This is a genomic window from Rhodococcus sp. NPDC054953, assembly GCF_053609225.1.
Genome location: NZ_JBSGXD010000011.1, coordinates 76,648 through 97,697 on the forward strand (window position 1 = coordinate 76,648; position 21,050 = coordinate 97,697).

Annotated in this window: 18 protein-coding genes; 7 read left to right on the forward strand and 11 right to left on the reverse strand. The window is 71.3% G+C overall.

The window, feature by feature from the left end:
• Positions 1-159 precede the first annotated feature (159 nt).
• A complete protein-coding gene (locus ACWF62_RS10290) occupies positions 160-351 on the forward strand; it encodes a hypothetical protein (RefSeq protein ID WP_378508232.1) in 192 nt (63 codons plus the stop codon).
• Positions 352-379: 28 nt separating this feature from the next.
• Here the strand turns inward: ACWF62_RS10290 and ACWF62_RS10295 are convergent, their stop codons facing one another.
• From ACWF62_RS10295 to hppD, 9 genes are all read right to left on the reverse strand, one after another.
• Positions 380-2,026, reverse strand: coding sequence for an NTF2-like N-terminal transpeptidase domain-containing protein (locus ACWF62_RS10295; protein ID WP_378508233.1), 1,647 nt, complete (start codon positions 2,024-2,026; stop codon positions 380-382).
• 140 nt (positions 2,027-2,166) lie between these two features.
• The gene (gene ccsB, locus ACWF62_RS10300; protein WP_378508234.1) at positions 2,167-3,138 is read right to left on the reverse strand and encodes a c-type cytochrome biogenesis protein CcsB; all 972 of its coding nucleotides are present in this window, start codon (positions 3,136-3,138) and stop codon (positions 2,167-2,169) included.
• An 18-nt stretch (positions 3,139-3,156) separates the two neighbouring features.
• On the reverse strand, positions 3,157-4,884 hold the full coding sequence (gene resB / locus ACWF62_RS10305) for a cytochrome c biogenesis protein ResB (RefSeq protein ID WP_452629984.1): 1,728 nt from the start codon (positions 4,882-4,884) through the stop codon (positions 3,157-3,159).
• Entirely contained in the window at positions 4,884-5,726 is an 843-nt protein-coding gene (locus tag ACWF62_RS10310; RefSeq protein ID WP_378508236.1) for a cytochrome c biogenesis CcdA family protein, read from the reverse strand. Before ACWF62_RS10310 ends, resB begins: the two co-directional genes overlap by 1 nt.
• Complete coding sequence (locus tag ACWF62_RS10315) at positions 5,723-6,358, reverse strand: TlpA disulfide reductase family protein (RefSeq protein WP_378508237.1); 636 nt, start codon at positions 6,356-6,358, stop codon at positions 5,723-5,725. Before ACWF62_RS10315 ends, ACWF62_RS10310 begins: the two co-directional genes overlap by 4 nt.
• A complete protein-coding gene (locus ACWF62_RS10320) occupies positions 6,355-7,023 on the reverse strand; it encodes a histidine phosphatase family protein (protein WP_378508238.1) in 669 nt (222 codons plus the stop codon). Before ACWF62_RS10320 ends, ACWF62_RS10315 begins: the two co-directional genes overlap by 4 nt.
• A 57-nt stretch (positions 7,024-7,080) precedes the next feature.
• Positions 7,081-8,409: a glutamate-1-semialdehyde 2,1-aminomutase gene (gene hemL / locus ACWF62_RS10325; RefSeq protein ID WP_378508239.1), complete on the reverse strand. Its 1,329-nt coding sequence runs from the start codon at positions 8,407-8,409 to the stop codon at positions 7,081-7,083.
• An 81-nt stretch (positions 8,410-8,490) separates the two neighbouring features.
• Positions 8,491-8,859, reverse strand: coding sequence for a hypothetical protein (locus ACWF62_RS10330; protein WP_378508240.1), 369 nt, complete (start codon positions 8,857-8,859; stop codon positions 8,491-8,493).
• Positions 8,860-8,921: 62 nt separating this feature from the next.
• Entirely contained in the window at positions 8,922-10,124 is a 1,203-nt protein-coding gene (hppD, locus tag ACWF62_RS10335; RefSeq protein ID WP_378508241.1) for a 4-hydroxyphenylpyruvate dioxygenase, read from the reverse strand.
• Between the two features lie 117 nt (positions 10,125-10,241).
• On the opposite strand from hppD, the gene ACWF62_RS10340 reads away from it, so the two are divergent.
• The 6 genes from ACWF62_RS10340 (at position 10,242) to ACWF62_RS10365 (ending at position 18,193) form a co-directional block, all read left to right on the forward strand.
• A complete protein-coding gene (locus ACWF62_RS10340) occupies positions 10,242-10,709 on the forward strand; it encodes an Lrp/AsnC family transcriptional regulator (RefSeq protein ID WP_378508242.1) in 468 nt (155 codons plus the stop codon).
• A gap of 150 nt (positions 10,710-10,859) precedes the next feature.
• Positions 10,860-15,029, forward strand: coding sequence for a molybdopterin-dependent oxidoreductase (locus ACWF62_RS10345; RefSeq protein WP_452629986.1), 4,170 nt, complete (start codon positions 10,860-10,862; stop codon positions 15,027-15,029).
• A gap of 68 nt (positions 15,030-15,097) precedes the next feature.
• Positions 15,098-15,502, forward strand: a complete 405-nt coding sequence (locus ACWF62_RS10350) for a TOBE domain-containing protein (RefSeq protein WP_378508244.1) — start codon at positions 15,098-15,100, stop codon at positions 15,500-15,502.
• The gene (modA, locus tag ACWF62_RS10355) at positions 15,499-16,287 is read left to right on the forward strand and encodes a molybdate ABC transporter substrate-binding protein (protein WP_452629987.1); all 789 of its coding nucleotides are present in this window, start codon (positions 15,499-15,501) and stop codon (positions 16,285-16,287) included. Before ACWF62_RS10350 ends, modA begins: the two co-directional genes overlap by 4 nt.
• The gene (locus tag ACWF62_RS10360) at positions 16,284-17,102 is read left to right on the forward strand and encodes an ABC transporter permease (protein ID WP_452629988.1); all 819 of its coding nucleotides are present in this window, start codon (positions 16,284-16,286) and stop codon (positions 17,100-17,102) included. Before modA ends, ACWF62_RS10360 begins: the two co-directional genes overlap by 4 nt.
• Positions 17,099-18,193 (forward strand): sulfate/molybdate ABC transporter ATP-binding protein, encoded by a 1,095-nt coding sequence (locus ACWF62_RS10365; RefSeq protein WP_378508247.1) that lies wholly within the window; start codon positions 17,099-17,101, stop codon positions 18,191-18,193. The genes ACWF62_RS10360 and ACWF62_RS10365 overlap by 4 nt, the downstream gene beginning before the upstream one ends.
• A 62-nt stretch (positions 18,194-18,255) precedes the next feature.
• Here ACWF62_RS10365 and ACWF62_RS10370 read toward each other — a convergent pair whose 3' ends face one another.
• The gene (locus tag ACWF62_RS10370; RefSeq protein WP_452629989.1) at positions 18,256-19,407 is read right to left on the reverse strand and encodes a PQQ-dependent sugar dehydrogenase; all 1,152 of its coding nucleotides are present in this window, start codon (positions 19,405-19,407) and stop codon (positions 18,256-18,258) included.
• Positions 19,408-19,517: 110 nt separating this feature from the next.
• Positions 19,518-20,966 (reverse strand): flavin-containing monooxygenase, encoded by a 1,449-nt coding sequence (locus tag ACWF62_RS10375; protein WP_452629990.1) that lies wholly within the window; start codon positions 20,964-20,966, stop codon positions 19,518-19,520.
• Between the last annotated feature and the right edge of the window lie 84 nt (positions 20,967-21,050).

Sequence of the window (21,050 nt, forward strand, 5' to 3'; positions counted from 1 at the left end):
TGTGTCGGCTGCTTGGTGTCCTTTCTTTTTTTCTGCTTTCTCGGTTCTCGACTCTTGGGGGGGGGGGGCCTTTCGGGCGGTGAGACTTGTTAGAGTTTCCCCCTCACCCCGTTACGGGGCCCGGCCGGGGCGACTAGCCTGAAGGGAAGGAGGTGCGTCGTGATCTACCTGTTGGCGCTCATCGGACTGGTGACGCTCGCCGTGCTGTTGTGGAAGGGGTTCGGACCGGACCTGCAGAGGCCTGCGGGCCGGGTCGTCGGCCCGGACGACGACCCCGAGTTCCTGTGGCAGGTCGATCGGGAGAATCATCGCCGGACCCGCGACACCCCGGACGGCGACCCGCAGGACTGATCCGGCCGGGCGTCGACCGGGCGGTGCGCTACTCGGCGGGCCGGGCCAGCGCCGTGAACATCCGGTCGGTCACCTTGACCGCCAGATCGCCACCGTCCGCGTCCTGCACGAAGACCGCGAACGCGAGGTCGCCGCGCGACCCGTAGAACCAGCGGTCGTCCCCCTCGGCGCCGGTCGCGCCGATCAGGTCGCCGTAGCCGGCCAGCAGGTTCGCCGGTCCCCGGTGCACGGTGTCCCGCATGATGGCGCGCAGCTGGTCGGTGACCGGGGCGGGCAACTGCTCGACCGGCTCGTCGGTGCTGGCCGGTTGGCCCGCCGCGATCAGCGGGACGGTCGGCGCGCCGCGGGCGATCGACGCCGCGACCAGTGCCATCCCGAACGGGCTGACCGCCACCTGATTGTCCGGCGTGCGGTCGGACTCCGAGCGCATCAGGTTCGGCCCGCTGCCGACGAAGGAAGCCGTCTTCTGCTCCAGCCCGGGGATCTTGTAGTCCACGCCGAGCCCCAGCTGCTTCGCCGCGTGCTCGATGTCGGTGTTCTGCGCGGTGGCCGCGACCCGGACCAGGTCCAGCGTGGACCCGGACGGGTAGAGGCCGGTGAACGCGATCGACCCGAGGTCGCTGGCCTGGTTGTTCTGGGCGACCGCCAGGATCGCGCCGGTGGACGGCTGCAGCGCCACGATCGCGGCCGGGGTGCCGACGCTGACCGCGGCGTGTTCGGCGGCCATCTGCAGCCGCGGCTCGATCGTCGAGCGGATGTCGGGCCCGGGCGGGCCCTGATGGCCCGCCAGCCGGGTGACGTTCCCGTTCGGCTCGACCGAGTTCACGGCCCAGCCCGCCGACTCGTCCCGGTTCGCCTGCCACACCCCGCGCATCGCGTCGACCACCGGCCCCGACACCCGCCGATCCAGGGTGATCAGCCGCGGCTCCCCGTCCACCACGACGCCGGGCACCGCGCGCAGCCGGTCCTCAAGGACCGCGAAGTCGCCGTCCCTGAGGTTGACCGCGATGATCGGCTGCCCGTTCGCCGCGGCGAGTTCCTGCTGCAGCGATTCGGCGGTGATCAGCGGCGCAACCGGCTCGATCGCCTTCGCCAGGGCGACGGTGCTGCCGATCGGGTCCGGGGTGCGGGACGGGTCCAGGCGGATCGAGTTGATGGTCTGCTCGGTCATCATCGGTGTTCCGGTGATGTCGAAGACGGTCGGCGGGGCGGCGTCGGTGCGGTCGAGCCGGACGGTGCGGCCGTTGCCGAGCCCCGGCATGAAGGTGTCCGGGTTCCAGGACACCCGCCAGCCCACCGACAGATTCCGGATCCAGCCGTCGACGTCGTAGGTCCACACCCGGTCATCGCCGAGGTCCCACCTCGCGACCGCGTTGAACATGCCGGAGTCGGCGTCGAGGTCGATGATCTGGTTGACCTCGAAGGTGACGGATTCGGGTGCGAGCGCGTCGAACGCCTGCGCCATCACCTCGTTCGCCGCGTTCGGGTAGGACGTCAGGTCGGCGGCGGCGTCGAGGTCGCCGTCGTTGAGCGCAGCGACGTACCTGGCGAGGACGGTCGGCGCGTCGCTTTCCGGCCGGGACAGGACAGCCGTCACCACACCGATCGTCAGGAGCACGATCACGGCGACCGCAATCGTGCTCCAGACCCGAACCCTCCCCCTCGCCCTGCGCATGTGTCGATCATCCGTTACGTCAGCGGTCCCCGGCATCCGCACCCGGGACCTAGTTGGTCACAACTCCGCCACGGTTCCGTGACCGTAGTGTTTTTCGCTGTCGATTCGTGACCCCGTTCCGGGGACACCCGGAACGACGGTCAGGTCAGGCCCGCGTAGGAGTGCAGTCCGGAGACGACCATGTTGATGATGAACAGGTTGAACAGCATCGCAACGAAGCCGGCGATGTTGATCCAGGCGGCGCGGGTATCGCGCCAGCCGGAGGTCGCGCGGGCGTGCAGGTACGCCGCGTAGATCACCCAGGCGATGAAGGAGACGGTCTCCTTGGGGTCCCAGCCCCAGAACCGGCCCCAGGCCGCCTCGGCCCAGATGGCGCCGAGGATGATGCCAGCGCCGAACAGCGGGAACGCGACGATCGTGGTCTTGTACGCGAGCCGGTCCAGCGTCTGGGCGTCGGGCAGGCGCGCGGCGAGCTTGCCGAGCACCCCGGCCGATTCCTCGCCCCGCGGCTGCCGGATGCGGAGCAGGAACAGCAGGCTGGCGACGCCGGAGACGAGGAAGATGCCACTGCCGATGCTGACGATCGTGACGTGGATCGGCAGCCAGAACGAGCGCAGCGCGGGGACCACCGGGGCGGCGTCCGAGTACAGCACCGTCGCGGCAAGGAACATCAGGATCAGCACCGGGATCAGCAGGAACGCCCACAGCGACCGGTACTGCTGCTTGCGGAGCGCGATCACGCCGACCGCGGTCGCGGTGGCGACGGCCATGCTGACGAACTCGTACATGTTGCCGAGCGGGAAGCGGTCCGTCGCCAGCCCCCGCAGCAGGATCGACGCCCACTGCAGCACGACACCGACGACGAGCACCGCCATCGCCATGTTGCCGAGCCGCTCGGACAGGGGCGTGCCCTGCGGCGCTGTCACCCGGCCCGGGGTCGCGGGCGCGTCGGTGGGCAGCCCGCCCGCGGCGACCAGCTCACGCTCCTGGACGGCGCGCGCCCGGGTCGTCGCGTACTGCGCGATGAGCAGCACGAAGGCCAGCACGAAGATCGCGAACGCGGACTCGAAGGCCAGGTCGCTGAGGTGCGACAGGTTCTCGTTGATCGGCATGGTTCTCTCTCCCGCGCGTCAGGCGCGACTCCGCGTCGACCTGTCGGTCGACGCCGCTGTGTCCGGCGTGCGAAGGTCCTCCAGCAGCCGGTCGGCGAGCCGGTCGAACTCGTCGCCCCAGCCGGCCTGATCGGTGCGGGCGAGCCCACCCATTTCTACTACGGTACGTCGTCGACCCTCGCCCAATGTATCCGACGCGGTGTCGGCATCCTTGTCGACGGGCGCCGGGTACACCCGCACCCAGATCCGACGCCGCTTGATCAGCAGCGACACCAGCAGGCCGCCCATCATCGAGATCGCGAACACCAGCACCCAGTTCTGCGCCGGATCGTGCGAGACCTGCAGGTTCACGAAGTCCGTCGCCCCGTCGAACCGCACCACGGTGCCGTCCGCGAGGGTCGTCGACTCCCCGGGCCGCAGGTTGACGCGGGCCTCCTTCGTCATCCGGCCCTGGTTCACCAGTTCCTTGCTCAGCGAGAAGATCGACTGCGGGTTGCCGGTATCCAGGCCGGTGTCGCCCTTGTAGACGTCGATCGCGACAGCCGGGTCGGTCAGCGCGGGGAAGCTCGAGGACAGCAGCTCGCCGTGGAACGAGGCGGTCGGCGCGAACAGTCCCTCGATGCCGATCTGGTTCTTGCGCCGCTCGGTCTCGTCCGGGTACATGCCGCCGGGCGGGTCGAACCGCATCGCGCCGCTGGAGAGGAAGGTGGTCGCGTCGTCGGGCCGCCACTGCAGCGTCTCGGAGCGGGTCTCCCCGTTCGGGAAGGTCACCGTGAACGTCGGCGCGTAGCCGTGGCCCTGCAGATAGACGCGGTCACCGGCGACGCGCAGCGGATGGTTGACCCGCAGCTGCGCGTCCCGCCAGGTGTTCGACTCGAGGTCGGCGCCCGCCTGGTAGCGGATGTTCGAGGTGAACATCTCGGCCTGACCATTGTCGAGGTAGTCGGCGGTGAAGTCCTTGACCTGCACGCACAGCGGGGTCAAGCCGAGGCCGTCCTCCTCGAGGCCCGCCCGGAACGAGTCGAACATCGCGGGCGAGGTGGTGCAGATGCCGGGTCCGCCGTTCGCGACGATGATGACGTTGCCCTCGTAGCTGAACAGCTTGCCGACCGCGATCGCGGCGAGCAGGCCGACCAGCGACAGATGGAACACCAGGTTGCCCGCCTCCCGCAGGTACCCCTTCTCCGCGGACACGGTGATCTCCCCGGGCCGACCGGACCGCAGCGCGGCACCGCTGCGGGTGACCGACTTCCAGCCGCGCAGCCGGGCGACGGCGCCCGCCGCGACCTCCTCCGGGGTGGCGTCGACGACCGTCTCGGTGTGGTGCGGCAGCCGGGACAGCCTGCGCGGGGCGGCGACCGGCTTGGTGCGCAGCGCCTTGTAGTGATCCCAGCAGCGCGGGATGATGCACCCGATCAGCGAGACGAACAGCAGCACGTAGATCGCGGTGAACCAGAAGCTGCCGAAGACGTCGAACAGTTCCAGCTTGTCCATCCACGGCCCGAGGGTCGGACGGTTCGCGATGTACTCGTCGACCTTGCCCGCGTTGAGGCTGCGCTGCGGCAGCAGCGCGCCGGGGATGGCCGCGACCGCGAGCAGAAACAGCAGCACCAGCGCGGTGCGCATCGACGTGAGGCCGCGCCACGTGTTGCGAACCGGGGCGACCAGCCGTCCCACGGCGGATTGCCGGGGAACCGCGCTCCCGTTCGGGTCCGTCACTGCGTACTCCTTCTCCTCCGCCGCCATCAGATCGGCAACGTCACTTCCGACACGAACGCGTCCCGGACCCACCCAACGAACAGGTCCCACGCGCCGGTCACCAGCGCGACACCGACCGCAACCAACATCACGCCCCCGAAGATCTGGATGGTCCGCGCATTGCGGCGCAACCAGCCGACCCCGCGCAGCGCGCGCGCCGACCCGAACGCCAGCAGCACGAACGGCAGCCCGAGGCCGATGCAGTACGCGACCATCAACGCCAGCCCGCGCGCGGCGGTGGCGCCCTCGGTGCCAGCGGCGACGGTGAGCACCCCGGTCAGGGTCGGTCCGAGGCACGGCGTCCAGCCGAGCGCGAACACCCCGCCGAGCAGCGGCGCCCCGAGCAGGCCGGAGATCCGGCGCGGCTCGAACCGGACGTCGCGCTGCAGCGCGGGGACCAGGCCGATGAACACCAGGCCCATCGCGATCGTGACCACGCCGCCGATCCGCTGGAACAGTTCCCGGTTGACGGACAGCGCGGACATCGCGCCGAACACCGTCATCGTCGCCAGCACGAACACCACGGTGAACCCGGCGACGAACAGGGCGGCGGCCCCCGCGACCCGCAGCCGCGCCGACTTCGTCTCGGTGCGAACGCTGGCCTGCTGCACCGTCACCGGGGGCGCGTCCGAGCCGACGACCCCGGCCAGGTAGGACAGGTAGCCGGGAACCAGCGGGACGACGCACGGCGACGCGAAGGACACCAGTCCGGCGAGCACGCACACGAGCAGCGCCAGCAGCAGCGGACCGGTGGCCGCGGTGTCCTGGAAGGTGGCGCCGATGCCCTGGGCGCTGACGCTGATGCCCTGCGCGAGGGTTGCGGTGGTCACTGTTCCGCCGCGATCCGCTCGACCACCGGCTGCAGGTCGTCGACGAGCAGCGCGGTCAGGAACACCGCGGCGACCCGGTGCTGGCGGTCAAGGACGAGGGTGGACGGGATGACGCTGGTCGGGAAGTTGCCGCCGAGCGCGGTGAGGCTGCGCATCGACGGGTCGTAGATCGACGGGAAGCCCACCTTGTTGTTGGTGACGAAGTCCTGCGCCTTGTCCCGCTGATAGTCCTTGACGTTGATGCCGAGGAACGCGACCCCCTGGTCGCGGGTGTTCTCGTACACCGTCTCGAGGTCGTCCACCTCACCGCGGCACGGGCCGCACCACTGGCCCCACAGGTTCACAACGACGACCTGGCCGTCGAAGTCGGACAGCGAGAGGGTCTGCCCCTCCTCCATCAGGTTCTCGCCGGTGAGATTGCCGATGGTGCCGCGGTCGGCGGGCGGGTCGTAGAAGATCGACGTCTGCCCGCCCGGCGAGACGAAGTCGAAGGTGCCGCCGGTCGCGACCGCGTCGTCGCCGGTGGCGCAGGCGCTCGCGGTCGACCCGACGACCAGCGCAAGCAGCAGCGCGACGAGGACCCGGAGGCGAGCGGCACGCCGACCACGCACGAGCGGCGACACCACCCTCATGCCCCGGTCACCGTCGGATCGGAGGCGCCCGCCGGCTCGGAGTAGACGATGTCGACGAGGGTGTCGCCCTCGTACACCAGCGACGTCAGCGAGGCCAGCGCGCACTGCCGGTGCCGGGGGTCGTGCCAGAGCCGCTCACCCTGCAGGAAGCGGCGCAGCGTCCACACCGGAAGCTGATGGCTCACGCACACCGCCTCGTGCCCGACCGCGGCGACCCGGGCCGCGTTGACCGCCGCCAGCATCCGGTGCGCGATCTGCAGGTACGGCTCACCCCACGACGGGGTGAACGGGTCGCGCAGCTTCCACCAGTGCCGGGGCCGCCGCAGCGCGCCGTCGCCGACCGAGACCTTCAGGCCCTCGAAGTCGTTCGCCGCCTCGATCAGGTTGTCGTCGGTGGCCAGCGTCAGGCCGTGCGCGTCGGCGATCGGCGTCGCCGTCTCCTGTGCGCGCTGCAGCGGGGACGCGACGACGTGCGTGATGTCGTGCCCGGACAGCACCGAGGCGACCGTCCGCGCCTGGGCCTGCCCCGCCACCGAGAGCCGGTAGCCGGGCAGCCGCCCGTAGAGGATGCCCTTCGGGTTGTGCACCTCGCCGTGCCGCAGCACGTGCACGATCGTGCGGGACTCGGCGGGTGCTGCGGACGGCGTCTGCTGCGGACTGGTCACGGTGGGCTGCTCCGGGAGCTCGGATCGGGCGGGTGGTCTGGGTCGGGCGGGGCAGGCTCAGGCGCCGGGTGTGGCGGCGGCGGCCGCCGCTGCCGCGGCGGGTAGTGCCGCCGCGATCCGGTCAAAGGCATCGTCGTCGAGCGCGGCGGAGACGAACCACGTCTCGTACGCGCTCGGGGGTGCGCACACGCCGCCGTCGAGCAGTGCGTGGAAGAACGCGGGGTACCGCCACGTCTCGCTGGCCTTCGCCGCCGCGTAGTCGGTCACGGGTCGGTCGGCGAAGAACACGCTCACCATGGTGCCTGCAAATTGCACCTGGTGCCGCACCCCTTCCGCGTGGAGTGCGTCACCGATCAGGGCGCCGAGGGTCGCCGCATTGCGGTCCAGCGCGTCGTACACGGCCTGATCTGCGGCTTTCAGGCTCGCGATGCCGGCGGCGACGGCGACCGGGTTCCCGGACAGGGTGCCCGCCTGGTAGACCGGGCCTGCCGGCGCGAGATGGCCCATCACGTCGGCGCGCCCACCGAACGCGGCCGCGGGCAGGCCGCCGCTCATCACCTTGCCGAAGGTGGTCAGGTCGCCAGCGACGCCGTCGATGCCGTGCCAGCCGGTGCGGCTGGCCCGGAATCCGGTCATCACCTCGTCCATGATCAGCAGCGCGCCGTGCTCGGTGCACAGCCTGCGCAGGCCCTCGTTGAAGCCGGGCACCGGCGGAACGGTGCCCATGTTGCCCGCCGCCGCCTCGGTGATGACGCACGCGATCTCGCCGGGGTGCGCGGCGAAGGCGCGGGTCACCGCGTCGAGGTCGTTGTACGGCAGCACCAGGGTGTCCGACGACTGGGCGCCGGTGACGCCGGGCGAGGTCGGCAGCCCGAAGGTGGCGAGCCCGGAACCCGCCTCGGCGAGCAGCGCGTCGACGTGCCCGTGGTAGCAGCCCGCGAACTTGACGACCTTGCCGCGCCCGGTGAATCCGCGGGCGAGCCGGACCGCGCTCATCGTGGCCTCGGTGCCGGAGTTGACCAGCCGGACCTGCTCGAGGGGGGCGATCCGGTCGACGATCAGCTCGGCGAGTTCGACCTCCGCCTCGGTCGGTGCGCCGAACGAGAGTCCGGTCGTCGCCGCCCGTTGCACCGCATCGACGACGGCGGGGTGCGCGTGCCCGAGGATCATCGGACCCCACGAGCAGACCAGGTCGACGTAGTCGTTGCCGTCGACGTCGGTGAGGGTGCAGCCCGACGCGGACGCGATGAAGCGGGGGGTGCCGCCGACCGATCCGAAGGCCCGGACCGGTGAGTTCACCCCGCCGGGGATGACCGCGGAGGCCCGGTCGAAGAGCTGGGCGGACCGGGCGTAGTCGGGCGCTGCTGCGCCGGGGGTGGCAGTCACGGCCTCCAGTGTCCCAGCTGCCGAGATTTTGACAACGACAGGGTGTAGGAGACCGGGCTCACTCCCGACCGGGCGGAGCGGTCAGGGCAGCTTGGGGGCGTCGACGATGATGCCGTGGCAGGCACCGGTGGGCAGGCAGAACTCGCTGATCCGGGCCATCCCGATCCGGACACCGTCGACCACCCGGTAGAAGGAGTAGCTGCGGCCGTCGATGCTGTGGGCGCGCACCCCCGGCATCGTGGTGATGTCCTTGTCCGTGTACAGCAGGTCGTCCTGGGTGACGACCGGGTTGACGAGGAATTCGGTGTGCGAACCGTCGGCGAGCGGGGTGAACCGTTCCGAGCCCGGCGCCGCTGGCGCAGCGGTCGCGATCACGACCGACGAGGCCGCTGCGGCGACGACTCCGGCGGCGATGGTGGCGATGCGGGCGGCGTGGGTGACGTGGCTCATAGTTCACCGATGAAACACCACTCGCGCGCCGTTCGCCAGCGCAACGAGATCGGACGGTGACCTCACAGGTTCCCGCGCGCCGCCTGCTCGCGTTCGATCGATTCGAACAGGGCCTTGAAGTTGCCCTTGCCGAAGCCGAGGGAGCCGTGCCGCTCGATCAGTTCGAAGAACACCGTCGGCCGGTCACCGAGGGGCCGGGTGAAGATCTGCAGCAGGTAGCCGTCCTCGTCGCGGTCGACGAGGATCCCGCGGGCCTTCAGCTGCTCGACGGGGACCCGGACGCGGCCGATCCGGGCCCGCAGCAGCGGATCGTCGTAGTAGGCGTCGGGGGTGGCGAGGAATTCGACCCCCTCGGCCAGCAATGCGTCCACGCTGGCGAGGATGTCGTCGGTGGCCAGCGCTAGGTGCTGGCAGCCGGGTTCGCCGTAGAAGTCGAGGTACTCGTCGATCTGCGACCGCCTGCGCCCGACCGCGGGCTCATTGAGCGGGAACTTGACGCGGTGGTTACCGTTCGCGACCACCTTGCTCATCAACGCCGAGTACTCGGTGGCGATGTCGTCGCCGACGAACTCGGCCATGTTCGTGAACCCCATGACCTCGTTGTAGAAGCGCACCCAGTGATCCATCCGGCCCATCTCGACGTTGCCGACGGCGTGGTCGAGCGCGACGAAGACATGGTCGGGGGCTCCCGGCCTGCGCACGACGGTCGAGGTGCGGGACTCGAATCCGGGGAGATACGGCCCGCGGTATCCGGACCGGTCGACGAGGGTGTGCCGGGTGCTTCCGTACGTCGCGAGCGCGGCGACCCGGACCGTGCCGTCGCCGTCGGTGACATCGTGCGGCTCGTCGAGGACGACCGCACCCCTGCCGCGGGCGTGCGCGATGCAGCGGTCCACGTCGACGACCTCGAGGGCGAGGTCGACGACCCCGTCGCCGTGCCTGCGGTGGTGGTCGGCGAGCGGGCTGCGCGGGTCCACGGCGCCGCTGAGCACGAACCGGGCCGACCCGGACTCGAGGACGTACGACTTGTGGTCGCGCCGCCCGGTCTCCGGGCCCGCGTAGGCGACGAGGTCCATGCCCCACGCCGAGCCGAAGTAGTGCGCCGCCTGGGTCGCGTTGCCGCACCCGAACTCGACCGCGTCCATCCCGACGACGGGGAACGGGTCGGCGTCGTCGTCGTGGTCGACCAGCCCGACCAGGCGTCGCAGTTGCCCGGCCCGCAGGTGCGCTGCCCGTTCGTGGCTGGTGAGTCGTGCGGAGGTCATCCCCCACGGTCACCCCGGCGCCAGCCCTGCGCAACGGCCGCCGTTGACGCTGCACAGCCTGTACAGAATGCTGAGTGGTGTCGCCGTTTTACCGGGCAAGATGACCAGGAGGCCGCGATGTCGATCGACCGTCTCGACGCCGCCCTGCTGCGGCTGCTGCACGACGAGCCGCGGGTCGGGGTGCTGGAGGCGTCGCGGCGGCTCGGCGTCGCCCGCGGCACCGTGCAGGCCCGGCTCGACCGGCTCGAACGGGACGGCGTGATCGTCGGCCGCTCCCCCACCCTGGACGCCGCCGCGCTCGGCTTCCCGGTGACGGCGTTTGCCACCCTGGAAATCGCGCAGGGCCGGGGGCACGCGCCGGTGATCGAGCACCTGGCCGCGATCCCGGAGGTGCTCGAGGCGCACACCACCACCGGCGCGGGCGACCTGCTGGTCCGGGTGGTGGCGCGCACGCACGCGGACCTGCAGCGGGTGATCGACGAGATCGTCGACGGACGGCACGTGCTGCGGTCGGCGACGGCGATCGCCCTCGAGACGCCGATCCCGCTGCGGCGCATCCAGCTGGTGCCGCCGACACGGGACTGACCTCCACCGCGACCCGGCGGCGCGCGCACCGCACCGGCGCGGCGGCGGTGATGAACGATTCACCTGCCCGAAATATCTGCGGCCGGGCGTCGAAACATCCGCCGTCGAGACTTCACGTCGTCCGGACCGGCAACGACGGGAGGTCACCAGGTGGGCACATCCGGCGACATCGACAGGGTCGAGACCCTCTGCGCGTACTGCGGGGTCGGCTGCGGGCTGATTCTGGACGTCACCACCGACCCGGAGACCGGGAGGCGCCGCGCCGCGAGGTCGTCCGGCGACGCTGCGCATCCGACGAACGCGGGCAGGCTGTGCACGAAGGGTGCGACGACCAGCGACCTGCTCGCCGGGCCCGGCCGGATGGAGTCGGCCTACCTCCGGCCCGACCGCGGATCCTCGATCACGCCAGCCGGCGTGGACGCCGTCATCACCGAGACGGCGACGCGGCTGCGGGCGATCGTCGACGAGCACGGCCCGGACGCCGTCGCCCTGTACGTCTCGGGGCAGCAGTCGCTCGAGGCCCAGTACCTGGCGAACAAGCTGGCCAAGGGATTCATCGGCACCACCCGCATCGAGTCCAACTCGAGGCTGTGCATGGCGAGCGCGGGCACCGGGTACAAGCAGTCACTCGGCGCCGACGGCCCACCGGGCTCGTATCAGGACTTCGACCACGCGGACGTGTTCTTCGTGATCGGCTCCAACATGGCCGACTGCCACCCGATCCTGTTCCTGCGGATGATGGAGCGTGTCAAGGCGGGCGCAAAGCTGATCGTCGTCGACCCGCGCCGCACCGCGACCGCCGACAAGGCGGACCTGTTTCTGCAGATCGCGCCGGGCACCGACCTCACCCTCCTCAACGGTCTGCTGCACCTGATCACCAGCAGCGGGCACACCGACCCCGGGTTCATCGCCGAGTTCACCGAGGGATGGGACGCGATGCCCGACTTCCTCGCCGACTACACCCCGGACCGGGTCGGCGAGGTCACCGGCATCCCCGAGGACGACATCCGCACCGCGGCACGGTGGATCGGCGAGGCCGCCGACTGGATGAGCTGCTGGACAATGGGTCTCAACCAGAGCACCCACGGCACGTGGAACACCAACGCGATCTGCAATCTGCACCTGGCGACCGGCGCGATCTGCCGCACCGGCAGCGGTCCGTTCTCGCTGACCGGTCAACCGAATGCGATGGGCGGCCGCGAGATGGGGTACATGGGCCCGGGTCTGCCCGGCCAGCGGTCGGTGACGTCCGCGGACGATCGGGCCTTCGTCGAGGACGCGTGGGGCATTCCCCGCGGGTCACTGCGCGCCGACGTTGGCGGCGGCACCATCGACATGTTCACCCGGATGGCGGACGGCGACATCAAGGCCTGCTGGATCATGTGCACGAACCCCGTTGCCACCGTTGCCAACCGGAAGACGGTGCTGGCAGGACTGGAACGGGCGGAGCTGGTGATCACCCAGGACGCGTACCTCGACACCGAGACCAACGACTACGCCGACGTCCTGCTGCCCGCCGCGCTGTGGACCGAGTCCGACGGGGTGATGGTCAACTCCGAACGCACCCTCACGCTGTTCCGGCAGGCACTCGATCCGGTCGGGCAGGCCCTCCCGGACTGGCAGATCATCGCCCGGATCGCCTGCGAAATGGGGTATTCGGAGGCATTCACCTACTCGTCGGCGGAGGAGGTGTTCGAGGAGATCACGCGCTTCGCGAATCCCCGGACCGGCTACGACCTGCGGGGCATCAGCTACCAGCGGCTGCGGCGCACGCCGGTGCAGTGGCCGTGCCCGCCCGGCGTCGACACCGACCGGCACCCCATCCGCTACCGCAACGACGGTGTGAGCCAAGACCTTCTGGTCCGCCCGGACGGCACCGTGCCGCGACTGGCCTTTCCGACCCCGTCCGGGCGGGCCGCCTTCTTCCCCCGGCCACACCTGCCGCCAGCCGAGCTGCCCGACGACGACTACCCGATCCTGCTCAACACCGGCCGGGTGGCGCACCAGTGGCACACGATGACCAAGACCGGACGGGTCGCAAAGCTGAATAGGCTGGCACCCGGACCGTTCGTTGAGGTCCATCCCGACGATGCGCGGGGGCTCGGAGTGACGGACGGCGACCGGGTCGAGGTGGCGTCCCGCCGCGGTCGCGCGGTGCTCCCCGCCGTGGTCAGCGACCGGGTGCGGCCGGGGAACTGCTTCGCGCCGTTCCACTGGAACGACCTGTTCGGGGAGTACCTGGCGATCAACGCCGTCACGAACGACGCGATCGACCCGGTCTCGCAGCAGCCCGAGTTCAAGGCGTGCGCGGTCACCCTGACCAGGGTGGCCGCGGCAGCCGACCATGCGGCGACCACGGACGGCGCCGATCGGACCCCGGCCTCGGCACCAGCACATCCGACGACCGGAGGGGCAGGCGTGACCCGACTCGACACCCTCGCCGACCTGCTCGGTGTCGCGGCCGAACCCGCGGCCGACCTCGGTCCGGTGCAGCGCCGCTATCTCGCGGGGATGGTCGCCGCGCTGCGCACCGACCCGGGCGGCACCGATCGGGACGTTCCTGCGCTGCCGGACGGCGCGCCGTTCGATCCGCCCACCCGCGCCTGGGTGGACGGCATCCTTGCCGGGTTGTTTTCCCGCATAACGCTTCCCGGTGGATCCGCGGCCACTCTCCCCGCCGACATCACGGCAGGACGGTCGCCGGTTGTGGTGCTGTGGGCGTCGCAGACCGGGAATGCGGAGGAGTTCGCCGCCGCGTGCGCGTCGTCGCTCGCGGCGGTCGGGGTGCCCGCGGCGGTGCACGGCATGGACGACTTCGCGGCCGCCGAACTCGCGGACACCAGGGACGTGCTGCTGATCACCAGCACGTACGGCGACGGCGACGCACCGGACAACGGGTCCCGCCTGTGGGACGCGCTGTCCGCGGACGACGCGCCGCGGCTCGCGGACACCCGGTTCGCGGTGCTCGCGTTCGGGGATTCGAACTACGACGACTTCTGCGGCCACGGTCGCAAACTCGATGCCCGGCTCGGCGAGCTGGGCGGCACCCGCATCGTCGACCGGGTCGACTGCGAACCCGACTACGAGGGTTCCGCCGCGGCCTGGCTTGCCGCCGTCACCGAGTCGTTGCGCACCGCACCGGACGACGCCAGCGGGGTGACCCCGTCGGCGCCACCCGCCGCACCTGTCGCCGCGGCGCCCGAGTACGGCCGGATGACTCCGTTGATGACCACCCTCACCCGCAACGTGACGCTGTCCCTGCCCGGATCGGCAAAGGATGTGCGGCAGTTCGGGTTCCATCTCCCCGACGGCACCCTCGAGTACGAGGCGGGCGACGCGCTCGGGGTGTGGCCCCGCAACAGCGTCCGCGTCGTCGAGGAGTGGCTCGACGCGACCGGGCTGGACGGTGCCGCGACGGTCGAGATCGGCGAGCACGGCACAATGCCGCTGCGGACCGCGCTCACCGAACGCCTCGACATCACCCGCATCACCGGCGACCTGCTGCGGTTCGTGCACGGCCGCACCGGGGACGAGGAGCTCGCCGCGCTGCTCCGGCCGGAGAACCGGGCCGAACTCGACGACTGGTCGTGGGGTCGGCAGTCGCTCGACCTGCTCGCGCGGGTTCCGGTCCGCGCTACCGCCGAGGAGTGGCTCACGATTCTCAAACCGCTTCAGCCACGACTCTATTCGATCTCGTCGAGCCCCAGGGAGAATGCCGGGGAGGTGCAGTTGACCGTCTCCGCGGTGCGGTACGACGTGCACGGCACCCCGCGCCGCGGGGTGTGCTCGACCTACCTCGCCGACCACGCCGAGGGGGAGAAGGTCGGCATTTTCGTGCAGAAGTCACGTCACTTCCGGCCGCCCGCCGAACCGGACGCGCCGATGATCATGATCGGCCCCGGCACCGGCATCGCCCCGTTCCGCGCCTTCTTGCGGGAGCGGCGGGCGCTCGGGCACACCGGTCCGAACTGGCTGTTCTTCGGCGAACAGCACGCCGCGACCGACTTCTACTACCGCGACGAGGTCGAGGAGCTCCGCGCGGAGGGGGTGCTCACCGAGTTCGATGCGGCGTTCTCCCGGGACCAGGAGGAGAAGGTCTACGTCCAGGACCGGATGCGTGCGCGCGGCGCCGAGATCTGGACGTGGCTCGGCCGCGGCGCCCACCTCTACGTGTGCGGCGATGCGCAGCGGATGGCGAAGGACGTCGACGAGGCGCTGTGCGGGATCGTCGCGCAGCACGGCAGGCTGGCGCCGCGCAGCGCGGATGCGTATGTCAGGGCGCTCGCGGCCGAGAAGCGATACCTCCGGGACGTCTACTGAGCCCTTCCGCATTCACCGGTCTATCATCGACTCCGATCCGCATCTGCGGATCAGAATCGGGAGGGGCCATGACGACGATCCGCATCCGGGAGGCCGCGGGCCTGCTCGGCGTCAGCGACGACACCGTCCGGCGGTGGATCGACAGCGGCGCGCTGCCCGCATCGAAGGACGACTCGGGACGCAAGGTCGTCGACGGGAAGGTGCTCGCCGAGTTCGCGGTCGACCACGCCACTCCCCCGCCCGACCCCCTCGGATCCGGCAGCTCGGCCCGTAACCGATTCGTCGGCCTGGTCACCAAGGTCACCACCGACACGGTGATGGCCGAGGTGCAGATGCAGTGCGGCCCATTCACGGTCGTCTCGCTGATGAGCAGCGCGTCGGTCCGCAGCCTCGGGCTCGAACCCGGCTCGATCGCGGTCGCGATGGTCAAGGCCACCACCGTCATCGTCGAAACCCCGGAGGGAACCTCGTGAGCCACCACCGCCGCGCCCCGACGGCCCTGGCGGCGGCCGCGGCCACCGTCGCCCTTGCCGCCGGGTGCTCGACGTCGACGGCGGACGAGGCGGCACCGGCCACCGACGGGGCGGTGCGCGGCGACCTCACCGTCTTCGCGGCGGCGTCCCTGACGTCGACGTTCACCGAACTCGGTGCGATGTTCGAGTCGGCGCATCCGGGGACGTCAGTGCGGTTCAACTTCGCCGGGTCGTCGGACCTGGTCGCCCAGATCCGGCAGGGTGCGCCCGCCGACGTGTTCGCCTCCGCCGACACCACCAACATGACCCGGGCCGGGAACCTGGTCGCCGGCACGCCCACCGACTTCGCCAGCAACACCCTGACCATCGTCACCCCACCCGGAAACCCCGCGCGGATCACCTCGTTCGCGGATCTCGCCGATCCCGACCTTCAGGTCGTGGTGTGCGCGCCTCAGGTGCCGTGCGGCGCCGCGACCGACAAGGTCGAGCAGGCAGGCGGAATCACCCTGACCCCGGTCAGCGAGGAGTCGTCGGTGACCGACGTGCTCGGCAAGGTGCTCTCGGGTCAGGCCGACGCCGGCCTGGTGTACCGCACGGACGCCGCCGGTGCCGGGGACCGGGTGACCGAGGTGCCGTTCCCGGAATCGGCTGGAGCGGTGAACACCTACCCGATCGCGGCGGTGTCGACGTCCGGCAACCCCGCGGCGGCGGCCGCGTTCGTTTCCCTGGTGACCGGCCCCGAGGGCCGGGAAGTGCTGTCCGGGGCGGGATTCGACGCACCGTGAGGCTCGGGGCGGCGCACGACCCGGACGGGCGGGTACGCATCGGCCTGCCCGGCTGGGCGTACCTGCCCGCCGCCGTCGCCACCGTGTTCCTGACCCTGCCGTTGGTCGCGGTGCTCCTCGAGATCGACTGGGGTAGCTTCCTGTCCCTTGTCACCTCCGAATCGGCCAGGGTCGCGTTGCTGCTCAGCCTGAAGACCGCGAGCGTGAGTACCGTCGTGTGCGTGCTGTTCGGCGTCCCGCTGGCACTGGTGCTGGCGCGGGGCCGGTTCCGCGGCCGGGCCGCGCTGCGGTCACTGGTACTGCTGCCGCTGGTGCTGCCCCCGGTCGTCGGCGGCATCGCCCTGCTGTACACGTTCGGTCGCGCCGGGCTGCTTGGCGGGCACCTCGATGCGCTCGGCATCCGAATTGCGTTCTCCACCACCGCCGTCGTGCTCGCGCAAACGTTCGTCTCCCTCCCGTTCCTGGTGGTCAGCCTCGAGGGCGCGCTGCGGGTCGCGGGACGCCGGTACGAGGAGGTGGCCGCGACGCTCGGCGCCCGTCCGACGACGGTGCTGCGCCGGGTGACGCTGCCGCTGGTGTTGCCGGGGCTCGCGTCGGGCGCCGTCCTCGCGTTCGCGCGGGCGCTGGGTGAGTTCGGGGCGACGATCACCTTCGCTGGGTCGCTGCAGGGCGTCACCCGGACCCTGCCGTTGGAGATCTACCTGCAGCGCGAGACCGACCCGCAGGCCGCGGTCGCGCTGTCGCTGCTCCTGATCGTCGCCGCCGCCGTGATCGTGTTGTTGACGCATCGCAACCGGTCGTCGGGGTTCGGGTGAGTGCGCTCCGGGTCCGGGCCCGGCTGACGCGGCGCGACACCGAGTTCGACGTCGCGCTCGCCGACGGCGAGGTGCTGGCGGTCCTCGGCCCGAACGGCGCGGGCAAGTCCACCCTGCTCGGCCTCGTCGCGGGTCTGCTGCACCCGGACACCGGCACCGTCACGCTCGGCGACCGGACCCTCACCGACACCGCGGCCGGGGTGTTCGTGCCCCCGCACGACCGAGGTGTCGCGTTGCTGTCCCAGCAGGCCCTGCTGTTCCCACACCTGACGGCCGCGGCGAACGTCGCGTTCGCGCCGCGCAGCCGCGGAATGTCCCGGCACGCGGCGCGGGAAGTCGCCACCCACTGGCTGCGGGAGGTGGACGCCCTCGACCTCGCGGACCGCCGCCCGTCGCAGCTGTCGGGCGGGCAGGCGCAGCGGATCGCGCTGGCGCGGGCGCTGGCCGCCGATCCGACGCTGCTGCTGCTCGACGAGCCGATGGCCGCCCTGGACGTGGCCGTCGCGCCCGTCCTGCGCCGGCTGCTGCGCCGGATTCTGCGGGAGCAGCACCGGACCGCGGTGGTCGTCACCCACGACCTGCTCGACGCGCTCGCCCTCGCCGACCGGGTACTCGTCGTCGAATCCGGCCGGGTGGTCGAAACCGGAACGGTCCGTGCGGTTCTCACCGCGCCGCGCAGCCCGTTCGCGGCCCGGATCGCCGGGGTGAACCTGGTCGGGGGCACGATGCGCGACGCGGACCATCTGGTGACGTCGTGGGGTGTCACGGTGTCCGGGGCAGCCGAGAATGCGCAGCCGCCCGGCGCCGGTGTGGCCGCGGTCGCGCTGTTCCCGCCGTCCGCGGTGGCCGTGCACACCGAGCCCCCACACGCCAGCCCCCGCAACGTCTTCGCGGTCACGATCGCGGAACTGGACGTGCATGGGTCCACGGTCCGGGTCCGCGCCGCCGACCACCCCGACGGCAGCATCGGGCTCGCCGCGGACGTCACCCCCGCCGCGGTCGCCGACCTCGACCTCGCGCCGGGGCGCGCGGTGTGGTTCGCGGTCAAGGCGCAGGAGGTGTCGCTGCTGCCCGCCCTCCCCCGGCATTGAATGGGGGTTCATGCGTCACCCGCCGCACGGAAGTGACACATGAACCCCCATTCAACGGGCGATCAGGTGGCGGGCGTGATGCGCAGAATCCGGTCGTCGGAGCCGTTGTCGGTGGTGACCAGCAGCGCGCCGTCCGGTGCGAGGAGCGCCGACCGCAGCCTGCCGAACTGCCCGTCCAGCAGGGCGGTTTCGTCGGTGACGGTGCGACCGTCCTCGGACAGTCGCAGCAGCACCAGCTTCTCGCCCTGTTGACTGGTGACCACGAGTGCCCCGGACCAGTCGCCCCAGGCCGGGCCGTCGAGAAAGGTCCCGCCCGGGGTCGCGATGGTCGGGTAGCCCGAACTCCACACCGCGGCAAGCGCTCCCGGCACCCGCTCCGGGTCGGTCATCGGCACGTCCTCGTCGTAGCCGGACCCGGACCGGTCCGGCCGCCACCCGTAGTTCCCGCCCGGGCGCAGCAGGTTCACCTCGTCGTCCAGGTGGGTGCCCTGCTCGATCGAATACACCCGACCCGTCCCGGGCTGCAGCGCCAGGCCCTGCACGTTGCGGTGCCCCAACGTGTACACCGGACTGACCGGGTCGGGGTTCCCCGCCGCTGGCGAACCGTCGAGGTTGATGCGTAACACCTTCCCGCCCAACGATGTCGGATCCTGCGGCACCGTTGCGGACTTACTGTCGCCGGTGCCGACGTACAGGGCCCCGTCCGGGTGCAGCAGCAGCCGGCAGCCGCTGTGCCTGCCGTCGTCGGACATCGGGAGCCCGGTGAGCACGTCGGCGCCGCGGGTCAGCGTGGTCCAGCTCGGGTCGACGGTCCAGGACACCACCCGCACGTCTCGCCGGTCCGCACCGCGATGCCCCTGGCAGGTGTAGACGGTGCGGTCGTCGGGGAAGTCGCGGGACAACGTCAGACCCATCAGCCCGGTCTCCCGCAGCACGTGCAGGTCGGCGAGGTCCGCCGCCAGCTCACCGGTGCTGCCGTCGGGCCGCCGCACCACGAACCGCCCGGACCGCTCGCCGGTCAGGACGGCGCCGTCCGGGGCCACCGCCAGGTCCCACGGGTGGTCGAGGTCGCCCAGCAGCGTCGACACCTCGACGGCGGGCGGCGGGACCGAGGTCGGCGACCGCGGCGAAATCGGATTCGGCGCCTCGGGCGGGGAGCAGGCGACCACCGCCGCGCACACCGCGGCGACCACGCCGACCCTCGACCTCTGCACGCCCGGACCTCCCAGCGGTGACAGACCGCTCTCACCGTACCGCCCCCCACGACCGTTGAATGGGGGTTCATGCGTCATCCGCCGCCCGGAACTGACACATGAACCCCCATTCAACGCGGCCGGAGGTGGGTCAGGTGGTAGTCGGCGAGGGACACCCGGCGGGTGCGCCATCGGTACCGCCAGGAGGCGCCCGGCCACAGCGCATGGTTGACGCCGCGTCCATCGAGGTACCAGCTGGCGCAGCCGCCGGTGCTCCACACCGCCCCCGACAGCCTGCGCTGCACGTCGTCGTGCGAGGCGTCCTGCACCCGCTCCCGGACCTCGAGTGCGGCGGCGCCTGCCCGTTCGACCGCGACCATCGCGTCCTGCACGTATCGGATCTGGGACTCGATCATGAACAGCACCGAGTTGTGCCCGAGTCCGGTGTTCGGCCCGGACAGCAGGAACAGGTTGGGTAGGCCAGCGACGGCGATCCCGAGGTGCGCGCGAACACCCCGATCCTGCCATCGCTGCTGCAGGGTGACGCCGTCCCTGCCGACGAGCGGTAGCCGCCCCAGCGCGCCAGCGACCCGGAATCCGGTGGCGTACACCAGGACCTCCGCGGCCCGTCGGGTGCCGTCCGCGGTCACGACGCCGTCCGGGACGATGCGGTCGATCGGCGCCGTGACGACCTCGACGCCGGGCCCGGTCAGCGCGGGGAAGTAGCTGTCGGAGTGCAGGATCCGTTTGCATCCGATGCGATACTGCGGGGTGAGCATCTCTCGCAGCGCGGGGTCAGGCACCTGGCGGCGCAGGTGCCGCAGCGCCCGCTGGTGCAGCGCCGACGCCACCGGGCCCGGTCCGGCGAATGCGGGAACGCGGGCCTCGGCCCGCCAGTACTCGGCGGTCCGCGCGAGCCTGCGCAGGCGGGGCGGCTGCGCGCCTCGCGCCGGAAGGATCCAGGCCGGGGTGCGCTGATAGAGGTGCAGTTCGGCGGCCCGTGCCGCGATCTCGGGGACCACCTGGACGGCGGAGGCGCCGGTGCCGATCACCGCGACCCGCTTGCCGTCGAGGGTGACCGCATGATCCCAGGCCGCGGTGTGGAATGCCGACCCGGCGAACGTCTCCGCGCCCGGGATGCGGGGCAGCCGAGGGACAGTGAGCGCCCCGGTCGCAACGACGAGATACCGAGCGGTGTAGCGGCGTCCGCCGTCGGTGGTGACGCGCCAGCATGCCCCCGCCTCGTCCCAGTGCCCCTCCGCGACCCGCGCGCCGAACGAGATGCGGTCGCGAAATCCGGCGGCGACGCCGCGGAGATAGCCGAGGATCTCCGGTTGCGCCGCCCGCGCCGTGGTCCAACCGTCCCCGGGCGCAAAGGAATAGGAGTACTGCACGGACGGGATGTCGCAGGCGCATCCCGGGTAGGTGTTGTCCCGCCAGGTGCCCCCGACGCCAGCACCCTGTTCCAGGACCAGGAAGTCCCGGTCGCCAGCGCGGTCCAACACGGCGGCCATCCCGAGCCCGGCGAACCCGGCCCCGACGATCAGCACCCGCACCGTCCGCACATCATCGCTTGTCACGCCCACACTTGAACAGTGTTCAAGTAATCCTTCGCAAAGGCAAATTCACTCCGTGACTGTGCGTGATTTTTACCCCGATCGGGG

Coding starts and splice junctions, on each gene's coding strand:
- ACWF62_RS10295 (WP_378508233.1), bottom strand. CDS start 2,026: ATGCGCAGGGCGAGGGGGAGGGTTCGGGTCTGGAGCACGATTGCGGTC.
- ccsB (WP_378508234.1), bottom strand. CDS start 3,138: ATGCCGATCAACGAGAACCTGTCGCACCTCAGCGACCTGGCCTTCGAG.
- resB (WP_452629984.1), bottom strand. CDS start 4,884: ATGGCGGCGGAGGAGAAGGAGTACGCAGTGACGGACCCGAACGGGAGC.
- ACWF62_RS10315 (WP_378508237.1), bottom strand. CDS start 6,358: ATGAGGGTGGTGTCGCCGCTCGTGCGTGGTCGGCGTGCCGCTCGCCTC.
- ACWF62_RS10330 (WP_378508240.1), bottom strand. CDS start 8,859: ATGAGCCACGTCACCCACGCCGCCCGCATCGCCACCATCGCCGCCGGA.
- hppD (WP_378508241.1), bottom strand. CDS start 10,124: ATGACCTCCGCACGACTCACCAGCCACGAACGGGCAGCGCACCTGCGG.
- ACWF62_RS10340 (WP_378508242.1), top strand. CDS start 10,242: ATGTCGATCGACCGTCTCGACGCCGCCCTGCTGCGGCTGCTGCACGAC.
- ACWF62_RS10350 (WP_378508244.1), top strand. CDS start 15,098: ATGACGACGATCCGCATCCGGGAGGCCGCGGGCCTGCTCGGCGTCAGC.